This window comes from Bacillus sp. AM1(2019), assembly GCF_009906915.1.
In the GTDB taxonomy this organism is placed as follows: Bacteria; Bacillota; Bacilli; order Bacillales; family Bacillaceae; genus Bacillus; species Bacillus velezensis.
The window spans coordinates 1,915,418-1,932,097 of the sequence record NZ_CP047644.1 but is presented as its reverse complement, the minus strand read 5'-3'; the positions used below and the strand labels follow the sequence as shown (position 1 = coordinate 1,932,097).

At 42.6% G+C, this 16,680-nt stretch carries 27 protein-coding genes; 8 read left to right on the top strand and 19 right to left on the bottom strand.

What is annotated here, in order from left to right:
* Positions 1 to 76 precede the first annotated feature (76 nt).
* A complete protein-coding gene (locus tag GNE05_RS09520) occupies positions 77 to 364 on the top strand; it encodes a HesB/YadR/YfhF family protein (RefSeq protein ID WP_007410318.1) in 288 nt (95 codons plus the stop codon).
* 32 nt (positions 365 to 396) lie between these two features.
* Here GNE05_RS09520 and GNE05_RS09515 read toward each other — a convergent pair whose 3' ends face one another.
* The 7 genes from GNE05_RS09515 to acnA form a co-directional block, all read right to left on the bottom strand.
* Positions 397 to 696 carry a hypothetical protein gene (locus GNE05_RS09515; protein ID WP_007611759.1) on the bottom strand — a complete coding sequence of 100 codons (300 nt, stop codon included), beginning with the start codon at positions 694 to 696 and terminating at the stop codon, positions 397 to 399.
* Positions 697 to 711: 15 nt separating this feature from the next.
* Positions 712 to 1,128 carry a YbgC/FadM family acyl-CoA thioesterase gene (locus GNE05_RS09510; protein ID WP_003153973.1) on the bottom strand — a complete coding sequence of 139 codons (417 nt, stop codon included), beginning with the start codon at positions 1,126 to 1,128 and terminating at the stop codon, positions 712 to 714.
* An 86-nt stretch (positions 1,129 to 1,214) separates the two neighbouring features.
* Positions 1,215 to 1,457, bottom strand: coding sequence for a small acid-soluble spore protein Tlp (gene tlp, locus GNE05_RS09505; protein ID WP_021493415.1), 243 nt, complete (start codon positions 1,455 to 1,457; stop codon positions 1,215 to 1,217).
* 24 nt (positions 1,458 to 1,481) lie between these two features.
* A complete protein-coding gene (locus tag GNE05_RS09500; RefSeq protein WP_003153977.1) occupies positions 1,482 to 1,628 on the bottom strand; it encodes an acid-soluble spore protein N in 147 nt (48 codons plus the stop codon).
* Between the two features lie 63 nt (positions 1,629 to 1,691).
* A complete protein-coding gene (locus tag GNE05_RS09495; RefSeq protein ID WP_012117651.1) occupies positions 1,692 to 1,817 on the bottom strand; it encodes an FbpB family small basic protein in 126 nt (41 codons plus the stop codon).
* A gap of 78 nt (positions 1,818 to 1,895) precedes the next feature.
* On the bottom strand, positions 1,896 to 2,405 hold the full coding sequence (locus GNE05_RS09490; RefSeq protein ID WP_017417879.1) for a TlpA family protein disulfide reductase: 510 nt from the start codon (positions 2,403 to 2,405) through the stop codon (positions 1,896 to 1,898).
* A gap of 61 nt (positions 2,406 to 2,466) precedes the next feature.
* Complete coding sequence (gene acnA / locus GNE05_RS09485) at positions 2,467 to 5,193, bottom strand: aconitate hydratase AcnA (RefSeq protein WP_017417878.1); 2,727 nt, start codon at positions 5,191 to 5,193, stop codon at positions 2,467 to 2,469.
* 231 nt (positions 5,194 to 5,424) lie between these two features.
* On the opposite strand from acnA, the gene sspO reads away from it, so the two are divergent.
* The 4 genes from sspO to GNE05_RS09465 all read left to right on the top strand — a co-directional run bounded on the left by sspO (position 5,425) and on the right by GNE05_RS09465 (position 6,888).
* On the top strand, positions 5,425 to 5,571 hold the full coding sequence (sspO, locus tag GNE05_RS09480; protein WP_003153982.1) for a small acid-soluble spore protein SspO: 147 nt from the start codon (positions 5,425 to 5,427) through the stop codon (positions 5,569 to 5,571).
* Positions 5,572 to 5,600: 29 nt separating this feature from the next.
* Complete coding sequence (locus GNE05_RS09475; RefSeq protein ID WP_003153984.1) at positions 5,601 to 5,747, top strand: small acid-soluble spore protein P; 147 nt, start codon at positions 5,601 to 5,603, stop codon at positions 5,745 to 5,747.
* 94 nt (positions 5,748 to 5,841) lie between these two features.
* Positions 5,842 to 6,213: an Hsp20/alpha crystallin family protein gene (locus GNE05_RS09470; RefSeq protein WP_007410324.1), complete on the top strand. Its 372-nt coding sequence runs from the start codon at positions 5,842 to 5,844 to the stop codon at positions 6,211 to 6,213.
* 246 nt (positions 6,214 to 6,459) lie between these two features.
* Positions 6,460 to 6,888, top strand: coding sequence for a DUF2621 domain-containing protein (locus tag GNE05_RS09465; RefSeq protein WP_014418020.1), 429 nt, complete (start codon positions 6,460 to 6,462; stop codon positions 6,886 to 6,888).
* 27 nt (positions 6,889 to 6,915) lie between these two features.
* Here the strand turns inward: GNE05_RS09465 and GNE05_RS09460 are convergent, their stop codons facing one another.
* The 3 genes from GNE05_RS09460 to GNE05_RS09450 form a co-directional block, all read right to left on the bottom strand.
* On the bottom strand, positions 6,916 to 7,407 hold the full coding sequence (locus GNE05_RS09460) for a CcdC family protein (RefSeq protein WP_007611735.1): 492 nt from the start codon (positions 7,405 to 7,407) through the stop codon (positions 6,916 to 6,918).
* A 79-nt stretch (positions 7,408 to 7,486) separates the two neighbouring features.
* The gene (locus GNE05_RS09455) at positions 7,487 to 7,849 is read right to left on the bottom strand and encodes a response regulator (RefSeq protein WP_007410327.1); all 363 of its coding nucleotides are present in this window, start codon (positions 7,847 to 7,849) and stop codon (positions 7,487 to 7,489) included.
* 84 nt (positions 7,850 to 7,933) lie between these two features.
* A complete protein-coding gene (locus GNE05_RS09450; RefSeq protein ID WP_088056486.1) occupies positions 7,934 to 8,641 on the bottom strand; it encodes a cytochrome c biogenesis protein CcdA in 708 nt (235 codons plus the stop codon).
* 201 nt (positions 8,642 to 8,842) lie between these two features.
* Between GNE05_RS09450 and GNE05_RS09445 the strand changes: the two genes are divergently transcribed.
* Entirely contained in the window at positions 8,843 to 9,016 is a 174-nt protein-coding gene (locus GNE05_RS09445; RefSeq protein WP_012117647.1) for an aspartyl-phosphate phosphatase Spo0E family protein, read from the top strand.
* 73 nt (positions 9,017 to 9,089) lie between these two features.
* Here GNE05_RS09445 and GNE05_RS09440 read toward each other — a convergent pair whose 3' ends face one another.
* The 6 genes from GNE05_RS09440 to yneA all read right to left on the bottom strand — a co-directional run bounded on the left by GNE05_RS09440 (position 9,090) and on the right by yneA (position 13,441).
* Positions 9,090 to 9,308 carry a YneF family protein gene (locus GNE05_RS09440; protein ID WP_003153994.1) on the bottom strand — a complete coding sequence of 73 codons (219 nt, stop codon included), beginning with the start codon at positions 9,306 to 9,308 and terminating at the stop codon, positions 9,090 to 9,092.
* A gap of 85 nt (positions 9,309 to 9,393) precedes the next feature.
* Positions 9,394 to 9,840: a sporulation inhibitor of replication protein SirA gene (gene sirA / locus GNE05_RS09435; RefSeq protein WP_014418019.1), complete on the bottom strand. Its 447-nt coding sequence runs from the start codon at positions 9,838 to 9,840 to the stop codon at positions 9,394 to 9,396.
* 151 nt (positions 9,841 to 9,991) lie between these two features.
* A complete protein-coding gene (tkt, locus tag GNE05_RS09430; protein ID WP_014418018.1) occupies positions 9,992 to 11,995 on the bottom strand; it encodes a transketolase in 2,004 nt (667 codons plus the stop codon).
* A gap of 166 nt (positions 11,996 to 12,161) precedes the next feature.
* Positions 12,162 to 12,395, bottom strand: a complete 234-nt coding sequence (locus GNE05_RS09425) for a DUF896 domain-containing protein (protein ID WP_003153997.1) — start codon at positions 12,393 to 12,395, stop codon at positions 12,162 to 12,164.
* 68 nt (positions 12,396 to 12,463) lie between these two features.
* Positions 12,464 to 13,114 (bottom strand): YneB family resolvase-like protein, encoded by a 651-nt coding sequence (locus GNE05_RS09420; protein WP_021493418.1) that lies wholly within the window; start codon positions 13,112 to 13,114, stop codon positions 12,464 to 12,466.
* Positions 13,115 to 13,129: 15 nt separating this feature from the next.
* Positions 13,130 to 13,441, bottom strand: coding sequence for a cell division suppressor protein YneA (yneA, locus tag GNE05_RS09415; protein WP_003154001.1), 312 nt, complete (start codon positions 13,439 to 13,441; stop codon positions 13,130 to 13,132).
* A 156-nt stretch (positions 13,442 to 13,597) separates the two neighbouring features.
* On the opposite strand from yneA, the gene lexA reads away from it, so the two are divergent.
* Entirely contained in the window at positions 13,598 to 14,218 is a 621-nt protein-coding gene (lexA, locus tag GNE05_RS09410; protein WP_007611720.1) for a transcriptional repressor LexA, read from the top strand.
* A 338-nt stretch (positions 14,219 to 14,556) separates the two neighbouring features.
* Here lexA and GNE05_RS09405 read toward each other — a convergent pair whose 3' ends face one another.
* The gene (locus GNE05_RS09405) at positions 14,557 to 14,985 is read right to left on the bottom strand and encodes a hypothetical protein (RefSeq protein ID WP_014418016.1); all 429 of its coding nucleotides are present in this window, start codon (positions 14,983 to 14,985) and stop codon (positions 14,557 to 14,559) included.
* Positions 14,986 to 15,138: 153 nt separating this feature from the next.
* Here GNE05_RS09405 and GNE05_RS09400 point away from each other — a divergent pair, with 153 nt between their 5' ends.
* A complete protein-coding gene (locus GNE05_RS09400) occupies positions 15,139 to 15,588 on the top strand; it encodes a YndM family protein (protein ID WP_017417873.1) in 450 nt (149 codons plus the stop codon).
* A gap of 27 nt (positions 15,589 to 15,615) precedes the next feature.
* Here the strand turns inward: GNE05_RS09400 and GNE05_RS09395 are convergent, their stop codons facing one another.
* A complete protein-coding gene (locus GNE05_RS09395; RefSeq protein ID WP_022553287.1) occupies positions 15,616 to 16,446 on the bottom strand; it encodes a prohibitin family protein in 831 nt (276 codons plus the stop codon).
* Positions 16,433 to 16,582 carry a hypothetical protein gene (locus GNE05_RS20980; protein WP_014418013.1) on the bottom strand — a complete coding sequence of 50 codons (150 nt, stop codon included), beginning with the start codon at positions 16,580 to 16,582 and terminating at the stop codon, positions 16,433 to 16,435. The genes GNE05_RS09395 and GNE05_RS20980 overlap by 14 nt, the downstream gene beginning before the upstream one ends.
* Between the last annotated feature and the right edge of the window lie 98 nt (positions 16,583 to 16,680).

Genomic DNA, 16,680 nt, shown 5'->3' with positions numbered 1-16,680 from the left:
TTTGACATCAAAATGCCATATGCGTTTATAATAGAGATAATTTCTTTATATGAGAAACAAAAAGGGAGTGTTCCGGATGAACATGAAAGTAACGAAAGGCGCGCTGGATTGGTACAAAGAAGAGCTCGATCTGGAAACAGGCGACCACGTCCGTTTCTTTGTCCGTTACGGGGGATGCAGCAACGTTCAGAAAGGCTTTTCTCTCGGCATTTTAAAAGACCGGCCGATGAACATCGGCACCAGCACGGAAGTTGAAGGCATTACCTTTTTTATTGAAGAAAGCGACTTATGGTACTTTGATAATCACGATTTGTCAGTCACATATTCAGATCAGGCAGAAGAGCCGGTATTTGATTATGTGTAAAAAAAAGAACGCAGCGGATGCGTTCTTTTTTTTTACAGCCTGAACCTTTTGAGATGATCAGTCAGACGTTCTTTTTCTAATATGCTTCTTTGCGTATCACCGAGCAGGTCAAAGTGGGGAAATTCATTTTTATGGTGAATCCACTCCGGCTTCAGCCCGTACTCCGCTCCCCATCTGATCAGTTTATTGAGATCGCTTGAACCGGCCTTCGTCACGGTCTTAGCCTCCGGAAAGCGGTCGTCCAGCCAGTAATGCGTTAAAAAAGCGATTTTCCCTTCCGATACATCCCGCTTCCATCTTTCCAGTTCCTTACGCGTAATTCCAAATGCCATAACTGCAGCCGCTCCTTATTTTTTTGCCTTTTCGTAAGCGGCATGCCAATCAGGAAAAGCTTTGCGAAACTGAATCGGTTTGAAGCTCTCTTTATCAACGCATATATGAGAGGATGTCGCTTTGATGGCAAGTTCTTGATCCGGATTATAGATGTGGTAGCCGTAAACGGTTTTAAATCCGTTATATTCTTCAATCCAAGTATGTACGACAGCCGTTTCTCCGTAGCGGAGCGGCTTTTTATAAGAAATGCTGATATCCAATACAGGGGACAGCACTCCTCTATCTTCCATATCCTTGTAAAGGAATCCGAGTTCCTTAATCAGCGCCGTTCTGCCGACCTCCATCCAGACTAAGTAATTGGCATGATAGACGATGCCCATTTGATCTGTTTCCGCATAACGCACTTCTATTTCTTTTTTTGACACATGCAACGTTCTCTGCTCCCTTATTATCAGATTAGCCCCATTTTATCACAACGAGCCGGAAAGAGAAAAAAACCAGGTTTCCCTGGTTTTTATTATGATTGATAGCCGTTTTCTCTTGCAGCCGATTCATCCTGGATTTCACTGCGGAACGATTCAATGCTTTCATTGCGTCTGGCATTCTTCTCTTGAATGCGCTGTCTTTCCTCATCTGTCGCAAATTCCATTGATTCTTTGGCTTCTTCTATATTTTCAATTGTATTCTGCACCATATCCTGCAGCTTTTCAACGTTATCGGAACGGTCATCCGGATTCGGTTTTTGATAATTGTTTGTCATAATGTCTGCTCTCCTTTGATGATGTTATTCGCCTTTCGTCTGCATGACAATCGGATGTCCGTTTGACTTGTCATGAAACTTTTCCCCTTTGTTGCGTTTATATTTAACGGGTTTTGTCCCTAAGTGGCTCGGAGCGTATTGCGGCTGGCCGTCTTTCTTGTTTATGCCCATGTTCATCCCTCCTTAAGAGTATATTTTGCAAAAGGAGGTGCAAACATGACTGCAAATTAAAGGTTATTTTTGTTTGAACCGCTGCTCCAGCTTTTCTTCAAGCTGATTCAAATATTCCGTATTGGTCATCAGCTCACGTTTATTTTCCATAACCAATTCATGAAAAGAACGTTTTCGCATTTTTTTCAATCTTCTCACCTCCGTGTTTTCATTCATTTTTTCCAATTTTTCAAAACCTAAGCCCTTCACAATAAAAAAACTGAACCTCTATTCGAGATCCAGTTTTTCTTTCATTTCTTTTTTTGTCATTGTGCCTACGCGAATATGCTGAATGGTTCCTTTTTCGTCTAATATGTATGTTGTCGGATAAGAAAGCACGTTGAAATCTCCGTTAATTCCGCTTTTGTCAATCAGAATAGGAAATGTCAGCTGATAATGATCAGCAAATAATTTCACAGCCTGTATATTTTTTTCAGAGGACGTAAAATTAACGGCTGCTACCGCAATATCAGGATATTCTTTCTGCAGCTCCTGCATATCGGGCATTTCCATTCGGCACGGCTTGCACCACGTCGCCCAGAAATTGAGGAGCACTTTTTTTCCTTTATAATCAGAAAGGGAGATGCTTTTTCCTGACAATGTATCAAGTGTAAAGTCAGGGGCTTTCATCCCTTCTTCTGTCCCTTCTTTCGGACTTTTTTGTACAGAATAAATGTTCCAGCCCGCATACACTAACAACCCGATAAGTAATATTCCGCCCAGCCATTTCGCAAGCATCTCAAGGCCTCCCGCATAAAAAGAGAGAAAGCAGACTGCTTTCTCTCCTTTGTTCATTCTGCTACTGTTTCATTTTATCGCGAAGCACCATTTGTAAAATGCCGCCGTGGCGATAGTAATCAATTTCCACTTCACTGTCAAAACGGACAACAACTTCAAATGTTTTTACCGTACCGTCTTCACTGATTGCTCTGACAGTCAGCAAGTCGCGCGGACGTACAGATTCATCAACATCCACCTCGATGACTTCCTTACCGGTTAAGCCGAGTGTATCCGCGTTTTCACCCTGTTTGAACTGAAGCGGCAGCACACCCATGAAGACGAGGTTGCTTCTGTGAATTCTTTCAAAGCTTTCGGCAATGACTGTTCTGATGCCGAGCAGGTTTGTTCCTTTTGCAGCCCAGTCACGTGAAGAGCCCATTCCGTAATCTTTTCCGGCCAGGACGACAAGACCCGTTTTATCTTCTTTATACCGCATGCAGGCATCATAAATAGATGTCACTTTCCCGGTAGGCCAATGTGTTGTGTATCCGCCTTCTGTACCCGGTGCGATTTGGTTTTTAATGCGGATATTGGCGAATGTTCCTCTCATCATGACTTCATGGTTTCCGCGGCGTGAGCCGTAAGAGTTAAAGTCACGAGGAGAAACGCCTTTTTCCTGCAGGTATTTGCCCGCCGGTGTGTCTTTTCCGATCGCTCCGGCCGGAGAAATGTGGTCTGTCGTCACGGAATCGCCGAATTTGCCGACAACGCGAAGTCCTCTTAAAGGCTCAACTTTTCCCGGCTCTACAGACATTTCCTCAAAGAACGGCGGGTTTTGAATGTAAGTGGAATCCTGATCCCACTTATACAGCGCTTCATCCGTCGTTTCGATTTCGTTCCAGCGCTGGTTGTCGTCAAATACCGTTTCATACTCTTTGCGGAATAATTCCGGCGTAACAGTCTGTTTGACGAGAGAATTGATTTCATCCATGGACGGCCAGATGTCATCGAAATAAACATTTTGTCCGTCATTTCCGACACCGATCGGATCCGTTTTCAGGTTGATATTCACAGTGCCTGCTAATGCGTATGCGACAACAAGCGGAGGTGACGCAAGGTAGTTTCCTTTGACAAGCGGATGGATCCGGCCTTCAAAGTTTCTGTTACCCGACAAGACAGAAGTGATCAAGAGATCATTTTTAGCAACCGCTTCTTCAATCTCTGGAGAAAGCGGGCCGGAGTTCCCGATACATGTCGTACAGCCATACCCTACGAGGTTAAAGCCGAGCTCCTTCATGTAAGGAAGCAGGCCTGAGTTGACTAAGTATCCAGTAACAACCTTAGACCCCGGTGCAAGTGACGTTTTAACATAATTCGGCACTTTCAAGCCTAATTCTACCGCTTTTTTGGCTACCAATCCGGCACCGATTAATACATAAGGGTTTGATGTATTCGTACAGCTTGTAATAGCAGCGATTGCAATCGCCCCTGTTTTCATAACCGCATCTTCGCCGCTGTTAAGTTTAAATGAAATTTCTTTGTTCTCTTCAGCAGCATCCGCTCCGAATCCTTGGTTGCCGGCCGGGCTGACAAGATGTTTTTTAAACGTTTCCTGCATAACGGAAAGCGGGATTAAATCCTGCGGACGTTTCGGTCCTGAAAGGTTCGCTTCGATTTTTGACAGATCAATTTCCACAACGTCTGTAAAAATCGGCTCTTCCGCGTCAGGCGTATAGAATAAACCATTGTTGCGGCAGTATGCTTCCACAATATCGATCTGCTCTTCTTCACGGCCGGTCAGACGCAGGTAAGAAAGTGCTTCCTCGTCAACCGGGAAGAATCCGCAAGTCGCTCCGTATTCCGGCGCCATATTGGCAATAGTCGCACGATCCGCAAGCGGAAGCTCAGCAACACCAGGACCGAAGAATTCAACAAATTTATTGACTACGCCTTTTTCGCGCAGCACTTGAGTGACTTTCAGCGCCAAGTCAGTCGCCGTCGTTCCGTTAGGCAATTTTCCGACAAGTTTCGCGCCGATGACCTCAGGAACAGGGAAATATGAAGGCTGGCCGAGCATTCCCGCTTCCGCCTCAATACCGCCGACACCCCAGCCGAGGACGCCGATTCCGTTAATCATTGTTGTATGGGAATCTGTTCCCACCAATGTATCAGGATATGTCACAAGTTCTCCGTCTTCCTCTTTCGTATGAACGACACTTGCCAAAAACTCAAGGTTTACCTGGTGAACGATACCTGTTGCAGGCGGAACAGCCTGATAATTGTTAAACGCTTTCTTTGCCCAGCTTAAAAATTTATAACGTTCTGCATTTCTTTCGAATTCTAAGTCCATATTAATGGCTAACGCGTCTTCCGTACCGGCTTTGTCGACTTGTACGGAGTGGTCAATGACCAGGTCAACCGGAATTTCAGGATTGATTTTATCAGGGTCTCCGCCGACAGAGGCCATGGCTTTTCTTAAAGATGCCAGGTCAACTACGGCCGGAACGCCGGTAAAGTCCTGTAGAATAACCCGTGACGGTTTAAACGGCACATCGATATCTTTTAATTCAGCAGTACCCCATCTTGCTAAATTTTCAACATGTTCTTTTGTAATGACACGTCCGTCTACCTGACGCAAAACAGATTCCAAAAGAACCTTAATAGAATAAGGAAGTTTTGAAACATTGCCGACCCCTGCGTCTTCCAATGCTTTTAATGAATAGTAGTTGTATGTTTTCCCATTTGAAGAAAATGTTTTTCTTGCTTGGAAAACGTCTTGTGTTGCGACTTTTTGCTGATTTGTCATTCTCCAAAATCCCCCTTCAATGATCAAGATCGTTCTTTAGATGAATGTTCACATTCCATCACAATTTTCTCACAATTTCATCTTAGTATAAAATCATACATAAGTAAATATCAATGTTTTTATTAAATACAATAAGATCGTCTTATCAGTATGATTTTCGGTAAATTTTGTCCGATTTTCCGCCTCATACAACGGGCTGTAAAGAGCCATATTAATGTTGAGGTGATGATCATGGTAAAACGGAAAGCCAATCATGTAATTAACGGCATGAATGATGCGAAAAGCCAAGGCAAAGGCGCGGGTTATATAGAAAATGACCAGCTCGTCCTGACGGAAGAAGAACGGCAGAACAATAAAAAAAGAAAAACAAACCAATAGCCGGAACACCTTAAAAAGGAGGCTTTAACATGACAAATAAAAATACGAGTAAAGATATGCATAAAAATGCTCCGAAGGGCCATAACCCCGGCCAGCCGGAACCGCTGAGCGGAAGCAAAAAAGTGAAAAACCGCAACCATACAAGACAAAAACATAATACAAGCCACGATATGTAAAACAGACCCCGGTGTCTGTTTTTTTGTGCCATTCACCCATTCAAAGCTTCTGCATACGTTATAGCAAGGCTTTTTAATATGGAGGGATGCTTCCATGAATCACTCAAAAAACGCTGAAGAATTTGATGATACGGAAGAATGGCTGCGGCAGTTTTACGAGGACCCGTATGCTTGGTATGACGAGACGCTGCCGATCGATCTATATGAAACAAGCCGTCAATATATCATTGAAGCCGACCTGACGGCGCTGAAGCAGGTGCAAGCGATAACCGTCACTCTTTCGGGAAATGAGTTTATGCTCTCTGTTAAAACGCTTGAACGGACGTTAAACAAACAAATGATGCTTCCTTTTTATCTGAACGACAAACATATTTTCACTGATTTCACCAACCATATTCTGACCGTCTCCATGAACAAGGAGCCAAATGAGACTCCTGCCTCTTTTTCCTTTCAATTTCCTCTATAACATAAAAAAGCCGCTTTCATCCCTCAATGGAAGCGGCTTTTTTGTCCGGTCATATCAGTCATATACCCTCAAAGTGAATCTCCCATGGCCAAATAGCAGAATCACTATACGATAGAATATGTTCTAGCAACCGGAATGACTGGACATCTATCATTTTTTCTATTCTTTTTTTCTATTCTTTTTTTCATGTGTTCTTCTATTCTGTCTTCGTTTACAATATGGTTAAAGTAAGGAGGAGATAGAACAATGCTGGAAGGCTGGTTTATGTGGTTTATTTTATTTTGGGTCATCGTGATGATCGGATTGCTGTCTATCGGCGGGTTTTTTATGTTTCGAAAATTTTTAAAACGCTTACCGAAAGAAGACGGCCGGTCAGAACTGGATTGGCAGGACTATTATATTGAAAAAAGCAAGCACTTATGGAATGAGGGTGACAAGGCGTTTTTGGATGAACTGGTCGCCCCCGTGCCGGAGCTCTTTCGGGATGTAGCCAAAGCGAAAATCGCCGGAAAAATCGGTGAACTTTCCTTAGCGGAGGAAGCTGAACAAATAAACCGTGATTTAATCATCAGGGGTTACATACTGGCCACTCCTAAGCGTGATCATCAATTTTTAAAAAAGCATCTCCGTGAAAAACAGATTGATCTTACTCCTTATCAAGCCCTGCTCAAATAAAAAACCTTTCCGGCGGACGGAAAGGTTTTAATTCATCTGAATATCAGCGGTCTTCAGTTCATTCGAAAGTTTGCGGTAAGACAAAAACATCGCGATGCGCCACGGGACAATCATTCCGAAAGCAAGAATCCAAAACATCCCGCTTAAAGCTCCGTAATCAATCGTCGTGCTCAAAATGGATTTCATAGCGATTCTGATAACCAGCAAACCAATCAGGATAAACACAAACGCTTTTGACCGTTTTAAATAGATTTCATTATTTTTAATCTCAAATTTAGATGTTTTAATCAGAAAAATAGAGAAGATTACGCCCAGCGTAATGGCCTCCAAAAATTCTTCGCCCGTCACTCTGAAAATCGGAAAAAGGAACATAAGCGCTCCCGTACTCATGAAAATCGGCGGGAGAATTATTTTTTTAGGTGAAGCGGGCTTGTCGGAGGATTTAATCCTGACGATCATCACGGAAATTGCCATGGCCGCTGCAATAACGGATGAAATTATAATCATCATCTTTATCATTCCTTTGCTTGCACGGAGTTTGATACTATATACTATACTCCAAAAACATAAAAAAAACCAATTTGAAAAGAGAACACGTTTACGTTCCCGTTACCCGGCCTACGGCCTCCAGCACTTTAGATGCTTCAAACGGTTTAACGATAAAGTCTTTAGCGCCTAATTCAATCGCTTCCAGAACGATCCGCTGCTGCCGCATGGCGGTGCACATGATGATCCGGGCTTTCGGGTCAAAAGCTAAAATATCCTGCAGCGCCTGTATACCGTTTTTGACCGGCATGGTAATATCCATTGTCACCAGGTCGGGACGGATTTTTTGATATACTGCCAGGGCTTCCTCCCCGTCAGCCGCTTCCCCGGCCACTGTGTAATTCGCCGATTCCAGAATCTCTCTGATTTTCACCCTCATGAACTTGGCGTCATCTACAACTAAAACTCGTGTCATATTCCCCTCCACATATTTAACATTAACTAGTCTTATTGTACCAAAAACGAAAGGGTATATAATAGTTCAAAAGTTATTAACCCGTTACAGACCCGTAAATCCTCCGAAAAGATTTGACAGAACGATCAGAATGTAGCTCATCCAGTTAAAAAACAGCATAACTCCGATCAGAATCATAAGAATGCCGCCGATTTTCATGATAAGCAGCTGATGCTTGCGAATCCAATTCATTCTGGTAATAAAAAATGAAAGAACAAGAAAAGGAATCGCAAAACCGAGAACATATAAAAACATATACGGCACTGCTGAAGAAGGATTTGTATTTGCCAGCGAAAACACGGCTCCTAAAATAGGCCCGCTGCACGGCGACCAGCCGGCTGCAAACGCAAGACCGATCAGAACCGAACCGATAAACCCCTCCGGACGGCGCTTAAAGTGAATGCGCCGCTCTTTCATCATGAATTTCGGCTGAAACACACCGGCAGTAATCAGCCCGAAAAGGATCAGCATGATAGCGCCAAACTGGCGGATCGCTTCATGATATTGGGTGAAAAAACTGCCGATAAATGAAGTTCCATATCCCAATGCGATAAAAATCACGGAGAAACCAAGCAAAAAACAAAGTGTATGCACGAGGCCGCGCTTTTGCAGCATCACCTTTTCTGTTTTCACCTCGTCCATACTGACACCAGTTATGTAAGATAAAAAGGCGGGGTACAACGGCAGACAGCATGGAGAAATGAAAGACAGAAATCCGGCCCCAAACGTCAGAAAGTAATTAAAACTCACGATGACACACTCCCTTCGAGTTATGACAAAATCATTTCATTTTTTTAACACTTTCCCGAGAAGGATTACTTTTTATAGAAAAAGCTTATATAATTTAATTTGACATCGAGATATTATACTCCTTCTTATTTGAAAAACAGTATAAATGTGGATATAATAATAGCGACTCAGGTGAAAGATTTATGTATGAAAGGATATATCCCTGTGATTAGAGAGCATCTATTAAATGAAATTGAAAAAAAACGGGCAGAGCTGCTTAAAATCGTCATGACAAACGGAATGACATCAAACATTACGATAGAACTCAGCCAGGAGCTTGACCACCTTCTCATACAATATCAAAAAGAACTGCACACCGGCAGTTGGGGTGAAACATGACGCCAAAATAAAAAACCCTCTCCGGGTTTTTTATTTTTATAACCATGTATCTCTATATCATAATCTGTACGTATTATTTCGCTTGATTATTCATGGCTTTCATCATTTGATTAATTTTCTTTTGAGAAGGTTTCATTCCCATTTGCATCATCATCATGCGTAACATTTGTTCATTAATAGGCGGATTCTTTTTCAAATAGCTCATCATATATTTACGAGCAATAAAAAACCCGAGTGCAACACCTATGAGCAATGCGACAACGCCCACTAGGATGCCAACCCATAAAGTCATTTTATTTCCTCCTTCATGTTGTCTAGTTTAAAGTGTACTAAACCAAAGGCTATTATACAACATTTACATCTCTTTTTCCTCGTTTTTAGACAAAATTTCTTTCTCTGACCGGATTTAACCACCCGTAGCGCCGTGTCTTGAAATCCATTGCAAGAAAACAGGGGCTGATTTTACGCAGAATCTCAAAGAAAATCGTTTCCGCCTCATAATCTCCCGAAGCTGCAATCTCAATTAAACTGTCTTTCATCATGAAGGTGGCGCAACCCTTTTCTCCGGGCAGTGTAAGCCGGTAAATGGAATCCAAACGGCTGTAACTCATTCGGTTTAAATGCAGCTGGAGACGCTGATGCATATGTATCACCGGAATCGGTTCCGTTATATATTGAACTTGCTTTTCTGTCATTTGATATTCCTGGGGTGTCAGATCTGTCCAATGATAGTCTCGAAACAACTCAAACATAGCCGTTTCCCGCCCGAAGTAGTGGTTCGCAAACTCATCCTTTATCAGGTGCGTATAGTAATGACGTTCCATTTCCTCATCCCCTTTTACAGCGCTTCGTTATTGCTTTCTATTATACAAAAGGAGAAAAGAAAGAATTGTCTATTACTGTTGCGCCGCCCCTTCTATTTTTGTCGCATAAACAGGAAAAAGAGGATGATTTGACTCATCCTCTTTTGTCTCGTTATTTGTTTAAAAGTTTTTTCACGCGGTCAACCACGTTTTCTGCAGTAAACCCGTATTCTTTCATAATTGTTTCTCCCGGAGCTGAAGCACCGAAACGGTCAATTGCGAGAACGTCTCCTTCAAGACCGGTAAATTTGCCCCATCCGAAGCTTGAACCCATTTCGATCGCAAGACGTTTCGTCACATTCGGAGGAAGCACGCTGTTTTTGTACTCGGCCGATTGTTTTTCAAAGCGGTCCCAGCTCGGCATGCTGACTACAGATACGTGAATGTTTTCTTCAGCCAGTTTCGCTTGAGCTTCGATCGCAAGTCCGACTTCAGAACCTGTCGCTAAAAGAAGAGCGGCCGGTGATTCTGTTTGGGCTTTGGAAACGATATAAGCCCCTTTATCCACGCCCGCATACGCTTCTTCAGCCTGCTGATCAATCGTCGGCAGGTTTTGGCGTGTCAATACAAGAGCTGTCGGATGATCTTGGCTTTGAACGGCAACCTTCCATGCAGCTGCGGTTTCATTTCCGTCAGCAGGTCTGATCACAGAAAGGTTAGGAAGTGCGCGTAAAGAAGCAAGCTGCTCAATCGGTTCGTGAGTCGGCCCGTCCTCTCCTACGGCAATACTGTCATGTGTGAATACATAAGTGACGGGAAGACCCATCAATGACGCCAGACGAATGGCAGGTCTTAAATAATCAGAGAACACAAAGAATGTGCCGCCGAATACGCGGAGGCCGCCGTGAAGCGCCATTCCGTTTAATGCAGCGCCCATCGCAAATTCACGGACACCGAACCAGAAGTTTTTCCCGGCGTAGTCTTTTGCCGTGAAGTCTCCTCCATTTTTGATTGTCGTTTTATTTGAACCCGCAAGGTCAGCAGATCCCCCGACAAAGAAAGGAATTTTCTTGGCGATCCCGTTCAGCACCTCACCTGAAGATGCACGGGAAGCAAGGCTGCTGCCTTTTTCATAAACGGGAACTTCCTGATCCCAGTCTTTAGGAAGCTCGCCTTTCATGCCGAGTGACAGCTGTTCAGCAAGCTCAGGATATTTTTCTTTATAAGCCGCGAACAGTTCATTCCATTCCTGTTCTTTTTTCGAGCCGGCTTCTTTTACAGCTTGATTGAAATGCCCGTATACTTCTTCCGGAACATAAAAATCTTCTTCAAACGTCCAAGCATACGCTTCTTTTGTCAGCTTGCTCTCTTCTTGTCCTAACGGAGCGCCGTGAACGCCGGATGTGCCCGCGCGGTTTGGAGAACCGAAACCGATTGTCGTTTTCACTTCGATCAATGTCGGTTTTTTATCATTCTGGCGCGCTTTTTCAATTGCAGCCGTCAATTCAGCGATGTTGTTTCCGTCCTCAACATAAAGAACTTCCCAGTTCATTGCTTCAAAACGCTGCTTTACATTTTCAGAGAAAGAACGGTCTAAATCGCCGTCTAAGGAAATGTCATTAGAATCGTATAATACGATCAGACGGCCTAATTCAAGATGGCCTGCAAGAGAAGCTGCTTCGGAAGAAATGCCTTCCATTAAATCGCCGTCTCCGCAAATACTGTATGTATAATGATCAACTACGTTGAATGAATCACGGTTATATGTCTCAGCCAGATGGCGTTCTGCAATTGCCATTCCCACTGCCATTGCAATACCCTGTCCAAGCGGTCCGGTCGTAGCGTCTACTCCGGCTGTGTGCCCGAACTCCGGATGTCCCGGTGTTTTGCTTCCCCATTGACGGAACTGTTTCAAGTCTTCAATGCTGAGGTCATATCCGCTTAAATGCAGCATGCTGTATAAAAGCATTGAACCGTGGCCTGCTGATAAAACAAAGCGGTCGCGGTTAAACCAGCCCGGATTCTGCGGATTTACATTCATAAATTTCGTCCACAATGTATATGCCATCGGAGCGGCTCCCATCGGCATGCCCGGATGTCCGGAATTCGCTTTTTCAATTGCGTCTATAGATAGTGTACGAATGGTGGCAACTGATTTCTTTTCAATTGTATCCATTATAATCCCCTTCCTTATTGTTGTACCTTTTCATCATAAAGCGATGCTGACTTTTTCTCAACTCTTTCAGCTTAAATTTGAGATAAACTTGTTGAAAATTGTCGTAAAGCACATCCTGATATTAGTATATACGAAAAAAGAATACGTATTGCCGTATTCTTTCTGTTTAATGAAGATTATTTTTCTGTTGTTCTCTTTTTAATTTTTCAGGGGTGACATCGTTGCCTTCCGGATCAATCACTTTTACGCTCTTTAACGTATTTTTCATTGAGGAGCGGAATCCTTTCAAATATTCCTGGCGAAGCTTTTGCTGTTCAGCTTTTTCCTCATCCGTTATTGTGTTTGATTTAGCTTTTTGAGCCAATTCGTTAATTCTTGCGATTTTTTCTTTAGAAATCATAATAAGCTCCTTTGGTGCGTGTTGATTATATACTACTAAAACGCAGTCTTTTTTACAACTGATGCGCGTCAGCTGCCTTCTGTGTCTGCGGTATATTCCTGAAACCGCCGGTGAACCGTGGCTTTGGACACATCATAGCCGAATCCTCTTAAGGTCGCTGCGATTTCTGCAAAGGTAAGCTTGTTGGCTCTCAGCCTGATAATTTCCGAAACCGGAACCTCTTTTTTTTCTTTTCCGCTGTTTTCATGCCTGTTTTTCAGATTCCGTTCAGGTTTGTAACCGTTTTTCACGGCTCTTTTCATTCCCCGCCGGATTTTCATATTGTGAATTTTCCTTTGATATTCCTCAACAATACTGACGATTTCAAGTACCATCGTATCAGCTTCGGAAAGCTCCAGTTCACCTTTATGAGCCGTCGTATATATCTTTACGTTCTCCCTGTAAATGCAATGCAAAAGCGCAATCTTGGCGTTTCCTCTTCCCAATCTCGTTTCGTCCTGCACCAATATCGCGTCAATATGTGATTTTTTAATTTCATCAAGCATTTCAAATACTCCGTCGCGGTCCATTTCGTAACCGCTGGCTTTCTCAGAAATGACTTTCACGACTTCCATGCCGTTTGCAGCAGCGATCTCACTGAGCTCCTCTTCCTGTCTTTTTAATGACGTTTGCTGCTGTTCTTTGTTTGTGCTTACGCGGGCATAAATGAGCGCCTTCATTTCTCTCTTTCCTCTCTAATTGACAATGGCCAGCTGATATACGGCCGGATGCTTCTTCTTAACCGGAAGAATAAGTTCGTCTCCGGGCTTTATATCAGCAGTTTGGAGATGGTTATTCTCCGTCACCCACTCAATGAAATCTTCTTTATTAATGTGTTTCTTTTCTGCTACATGATCCGCAAGTGACCAGAGTGTATCGCCGTCCTGAACCTTTATTTTAACATATTGGCTGAGGGACTGATCATTTCCCGCACATGAGACAAGTAAAATAGCGGCACTTAAAATCGCAGTAAACAGTCCGACAAATATGATAGATTCTTTCGCCATGTAAACAACCTCCAATAAGAATGTTTGTTCGCTTTTTATACCTTTCAGTATATACGAACAAACGTTTCTGTCAATCGTTTTTTTCGAACCTATGTTTGTACTGTCAGGAAAATCATGCTATAATCTACTTAAAATCGACGTTTTGAGGTGCGAAATATGACGAAGCTATCAAAAAGGCAGCTCGATATCCTGCGTTTTATTAAAGAAGAGGTAAAAACGAAAGGATATCCGCCTTCTGTAAGAGAGATAGGAGAAGCAGTAGGACTGGCTTCCAGTTCAACCGTGCACGGCCATTTGGCGCGGCTGGAGACAAAAGGCCTGATCAGACGGGACCCTACTAAACCGAGAGCGATTGAGGTATTGGATGAAGAAGAAGTCCAAATTCCGAAAAGCCAGGTCGTAAACGTTCCGGTCATCGGGAAAGTGACGGCGGGTATTCCGATTACGGCTGTTGAAAATATCGACGAGTATTTTCCGCTTCCTGACCGGATGGTTCCTCCGGGCGAACATGTCTTTATGTTAGAAATCATGGGAGAAAGTATGATTGACGCCGGCATTTTTGACAAAGATTACGTCATCGTCAAACAGCAGAACACGGCCAATAACGGAGAAATCGTCGTAGCTATGACCGAAGATGATGAAGCGACGGTTAAGCGCTTCTATAAAGAAGACAATTATGTGCGGCTGCAGCCGGAAAATCCGACGATGGAGCCGATTATCCTGCAAAACGTAAGCATTTTGGGGAAAGTTATCGGCGTATTCAGAGCCGTACATTAATTCTATTAAACTTCATTTATCGTAAAAAACCCCTTACAGAGGGGTTTTTTTGCATAAAAAAAGCAGATTCGCCCTGGCTTAAGAAACGAATCTGCTAAGGAGGAAAAACTTACATTCTTATTATCCGACATCACACTTTTGAAGTCAACTAATAATGTTTCCCTAAAGAAACTTTTCATCCATTTTTCAACTTTGTATATTTGTGCGTGATGAATTTGTTTTTGTCTATCTTTTCTTTTGGGCGGGCGATCAAAATTTATATATGAATATTTAGTACATAGTACAATAGGTTATATTTAAATATAAAAAAACCCGCTGCCTTTAGCGAGTATCTATTTTCAATCAAAATGATAATATTCTACACCGTATAACCCTTTAATATAGGCGGGGCCACAGACGTTTGAAGAACTTTCAACCAGAATTCTGTATTTGTGATACGGATCAATTGATTTTTTATCCTGGGCACTGAGGTTTAACCAGCTGCCGCTGTAGTTTTTAGAACTTAATGTATAAAAATTTCCGTTCAGCGCCATCCGCTGGAGTTTCATGCTTAAACCGCACGAAGAGTTGTTCATGATGGTGAACTTATATCCTAAAAAGTAATCGTCGGCAGCTACAGCCCCAGGATTTTCAATATGAAACTCTTTTGCATTTCCCTCCAAAGTGAAGCTTGTTTTTGATCCGAATTCAGTGGTAGCCGCTTTAGCTGAGTGTATTCCGCTAAAACATAATAAAAAAACAGCAATACAAATCCAGTATTTTTTCATTTGCATCCCCCTTTTTACATATTTTAACTTGTGAATCCTGTGATGTCTATTCACATTTTATTAAAACGTATACTCTATAACCACTATATACCAGTTTAAAAAATTGCGGATTGCTTACAATGAAGACTAAACGAAATAACGAAGGTGGTTCAAATGAAACACGTAATTGCTTTCGCTTCTAAAACGGCGCTCACACTTGCTTTACTGTACATTGTTCTGGATCTTATGTACCAAGTAACCTTTTTAAACGTTCTGTTTATTACAGTGATCTTAAGTTTAATCACTTATTTTGCGGGTGATTGCATGATTCTGCCGAGAACAAGCAATTTCACAGCCGTTGCAGCTGATTTCGGAATTTCATTCATTGTATTATGGATATTCCTTATGAACATTGGCGGATTTAATGTCTCGCCTGCCGCGGCATCGGTTATCTCTGCACTTTGCATTTCTGTTTTCGAGGCATTTTTTCACCGGTATTTGCAGCAATATGTACTTCCCGAAGATTATCAGGACACAACAGAGACGGATAGCACGCTATGGAGCTATCAAACCGAGGCGTCTGAAGAATTAGTGCCGGAAAAAGACCCTCAGGAAAAAACATAAAAAGGAGGCAATCGCCTCCTTCTCTTTTTATTTTTGCTTCTGATCGTCCAGCGGCAGCTGCAGCAGTGAGTCTGTGCCTGTCGCTTTCGGCGTTTTTCCGTCCCATTTTTCAATCCATTTATATTTGATCATTTCATCGGACATTGATTTCTTTATGATTTCGTTATAATCAGCGATCCCTTCCGCTTCAATTTTTTTCTTTTTCGCTTCGGCTTCGGCTATTTTAATTTCAGTTTGTGTCCGTTCAAGTTCCTGTGAAGATTTCACCCTTGCATCGATGGCTTCCTGTGTGGCTTTATCCGGCTTCGGTACGCCAAGCGTCAGATCATCAATTAAAAATCCAAGACTCTTCATATCATCAGCAAATCTCTTTTGAACATCGGCAGCGGCTTCTGCAGATTTTTGCCCGTATGTGTCAATAACCGAGTATTTGCTGATTGATTTTCGCGCCGCATCCCACAGCCTTGTTTTTAAATATGTATTTTCAATCGTTTCAACGTTTACCGCGCCGAATTTGTTAAACAGATCGACTACTTTATCAGGCTGCACGACATAGTTGTAAGCGATATCCATTTCTATATTTTTACCGTCTGAGGTTGCCACTTTTATATTTTCATTATTCACTGTCTGCATACGCACCGGATATTCCGTTACTTTATTAAATAAACCGACTAAGTGCCAGCCTTGGTCCAATGTGTCGGATTTTACCCCGCCATTCGGTGAGTATACAACCCCGACATAACCGTTCGGTATTTTTTCAATGAATAGTGACGCTGTAACGCCCGCAATTAAAAGGGCTGCACCTATAATCACACCGCCGAGAATTTTTTTTGTGTTTCCGCGCTTATTTTCGCTCATGCTGATCTTCTTCCTCCCATGACTTTTTGAATTTTTTGGCTCTGCTTCCCACTTGTTTAAAGATTGGACTAAGCATCAGCCATAAACCGAATCCGATGATGACAAGAAGAATGATAGACCCGATCATCACTTTCATTTGCCCACCTCTTTTCTTTCATCCTGTCAATTATGTATACGATCTTAAGAACTTAAAGTTTCATAAATTTCAAAAGAAAAAGCCCCGCCGGCAAAATA

What these genes read in the sequence shown, in the direction of transcription:
- GNE05_RS09490 (WP_017417879.1), bottom strand. Translation starts at nt 2,405, where the DNA reads ATGCTTGCGAAATGGCTGGGCGGAATATTACTTATCGGGTTGTTAGTG.
- GNE05_RS09405 (WP_014418016.1), bottom strand. Translation starts at nt 14,985, where the DNA reads ATGAAAAAATACTGGATTTGTATTGCTGTTTTTTTATTATGTTTTAGC.
- GNE05_RS09515 (WP_007611759.1), bottom strand. Translation starts at nt 696, where the DNA reads ATGGCATTTGGAATTACGCGTAAGGAACTGGAAAGATGGAAGCGGGAT.
- GNE05_RS09420 (WP_021493418.1), bottom strand. Translation starts at nt 13,114, where the DNA reads ATGAAGGCGCTCATTTATGCCCGCGTAAGCACAAACAAAGAACAGCAG.
- GNE05_RS20980 (WP_014418013.1), bottom strand. Translation starts at nt 16,582, where the DNA reads ATGAAAGTGATGATCGGGTCTATCATTCTTCTTGTCATCATCGGATTC.
- tlp (WP_021493415.1), bottom strand. Translation starts at nt 1,457, where the DNA reads ATGACAAACAATTATCAAAAACCGAATCCGGATGACCGTTCCGATAAC.
- GNE05_RS09460 (WP_007611735.1), bottom strand. Translation starts at nt 7,407, where the DNA reads ATGATAAAGATGATGATTATAATTTCATCCGTTATTGCAGCGGCCATG.
- tkt (WP_014418018.1), bottom strand. Translation starts at nt 11,995, where the DNA reads ATGGATACAATTGAAAAGAAATCAGTTGCCACCATTCGTACACTATCT.
- sirA (WP_014418019.1), bottom strand. Translation starts at nt 9,840, where the DNA reads ATGGAACGTCATTACTATACGCACCTGATAAAGGATGAGTTTGCGAAC.
- lexA (WP_007611720.1), top strand. Translation starts at nt 13,598, where the DNA reads ATGACGAAGCTATCAAAAAGGCAGCTCGATATCCTGCGTTTTATTAAA.
- GNE05_RS09455 (WP_007410327.1), bottom strand. Translation starts at nt 7,849, where the DNA reads ATGACACGAGTTTTAGTTGTAGATGACGCCAAGTTCATGAGGGTGAAA.
- GNE05_RS09440 (WP_003153994.1), bottom strand. Translation starts at nt 9,308, where the DNA reads ATGACTTTATGGGTTGGCATCCTAGTGGGCGTTGTCGCATTGCTCATA.
- GNE05_RS09425 (WP_003153997.1), bottom strand. Translation starts at nt 12,395, where the DNA reads ATGATTTCTAAAGAAAAAATCGCAAGAATTAACGAATTGGCTCAAAAA.
- sspO (WP_003153982.1), top strand. Translation starts at nt 5,425, where the DNA reads ATGGTAAAACGGAAAGCCAATCATGTAATTAACGGCATGAATGATGCG.
- GNE05_RS09520 (WP_007410318.1), top strand. Translation starts at nt 77, where the DNA reads ATGAACATGAAAGTAACGAAAGGCGCGCTGGATTGGTACAAAGAAGAG.
- GNE05_RS09400 (WP_017417873.1), top strand. Translation starts at nt 15,139, where the DNA reads ATGAAACACGTAATTGCTTTCGCTTCTAAAACGGCGCTCACACTTGCT.
- GNE05_RS09475 (WP_003153984.1), top strand. Translation starts at nt 5,601, where the DNA reads ATGACAAATAAAAATACGAGTAAAGATATGCATAAAAATGCTCCGAAG.
- yneA (WP_003154001.1), bottom strand. Translation starts at nt 13,441, where the DNA reads ATGGCGAAAGAATCTATCATATTTGTCGGACTGTTTACTGCGATTTTA.
- GNE05_RS09470 (WP_007410324.1), top strand. Translation starts at nt 5,842, where the DNA reads ATGAATCACTCAAAAAACGCTGAAGAATTTGATGATACGGAAGAATGG.
- acnA (WP_017417878.1), bottom strand. Translation starts at nt 5,193, where the DNA reads ATGACAAATCAGCAAAAAGTCGCAACACAAGACGTTTTCCAAGCAAGA.
- GNE05_RS09500 (WP_003153977.1), bottom strand. Translation starts at nt 1,628, where the DNA reads ATGGGCATAAACAAGAAAGACGGCCAGCCGCAATACGCTCCGAGCCAC.
- GNE05_RS09465 (WP_014418020.1), top strand. Translation starts at nt 6,460, where the DNA reads ATGCTGGAAGGCTGGTTTATGTGGTTTATTTTATTTTGGGTCATCGTG.
- GNE05_RS09395 (WP_022553287.1), bottom strand. Translation starts at nt 16,446, where the DNA reads ATGAGCGAAAATAAGCGCGGAAACACAAAAAAAATTCTCGGCGGTGTG.